At 65.0% G+C, this 981-nt stretch carries 1 protein-coding gene; it reads right to left on the bottom strand.

Going from position 1 to position 981, the window contains the following annotated elements:
- Positions 1 to 38 precede the first annotated feature (38 nt).
- The gene (locus ABD225_RS17025; protein WP_344088353.1) at positions 39 to 662 is read right to left on the bottom strand and encodes a recombinase family protein; all 624 of its coding nucleotides are present in this window, start codon (positions 660 to 662) and stop codon (positions 39 to 41) included.
- Between the last annotated feature and the right edge of the window lie 319 nt (positions 663 to 981).

The following is a 981-nucleotide window of genomic DNA, read 5'->3' as shown; positions in this document are numbered from 1 at the left end:
AGCCTGAGGATCTGCCAGCGCCCGGCCGCGTCCATGACCTACACGGCGCTTCTCGACTGTCGTGGTTCGACCACTGGGACACTTTGGCGGTTGAGCGCGCGGTAGATGGTGGCGCGGCTGACGCCCAGGACCGCACCGATCTTCGCCACCGTCATCTCATTCTGCTCATACATCCGACGGGCCGCCTTGACCTGGTCCGGCGACAGTGCGGGCGGTCGCCCGCCTTTGCGGCCACGGGCCCGGGCGGCGGCCAGTCCTGCGTTGGTGCGCTCACGGATCAGGTCACGTTCGAACTCGGCCAGCGCGGCGAAGACGTGGAACACCAGCCGCCCGCCCGAGGAGGTCGTGTCGATCGTCTCCTGCAAGGAGCGGAACCCCACGCCCTGCTCGGACAAGATCTGCAGCTGGTCGATAAGATGCCGGATCGAGCGACCCAACCGGTCCAGCCGCCACACCACCAGCGTGTCCCCCGGGCGCAACTGGCCCATCAGCTTCGTCAGCTCGGGACGGTGATCCAGGGAGCCAGAGATCGTGTCGACGAAGACCCGGTAACACCCCGCGGCAGTCAGCGCATCGACCTGCAGCGCAGCGTCCTGATCAGTCCTCGACACACGCGCATAACCCAGCAGATGCCCCACGGTACTGACTGTAGCGATACTCATCCAGCACTGGAAGTATCGAGCCATAGAATCCGGCACTGAGTTCCGCTACAAACGCCGTGGGTTGAGAGCCGCGAAGCGTCAAGCATCCTGGACAGGGCAACGCACCCTCGTCATCGCTGTAGCGGAATCGTTCGTTTACGGGACGACAGGCCGTCCCATATGACGCACCGTCACCGGACAACCCTTCTCGGGCGGTCTTGCGAACATTCGGGCGTGGGTTTCCGCCGATGACCTGCACCGCCTCCGCAACGGGTTCCTCCTACGGGACGGACAACTGGACCGACCGCAACCGCTGCGAGGGCGGACCACTGAGCGTTAG

Origin of the sequence: Nostocoides veronense (assembly GCF_039531185.1) — a bacterium.
GTDB classification, from domain to species: Bacteria; Actinomycetota; Actinomycetes; order Actinomycetales; family Dermatophilaceae; genus Nostocoides_A; species Nostocoides_A veronense.
Note: the sequence above shows the minus strand (reverse complement) of the source record. Positions and strands in the feature narration are given on the sequence as shown.

Bases quoted from the DNA above. Each gene is read 5' to 3' on its own strand.
- ABD225_RS17025 (WP_344088353.1), bottom strand. From the start codon at position 662: ATGAGTATCGCTACAGTCAGTACCGTGGGGCATCTGCTGGGTTATGCG.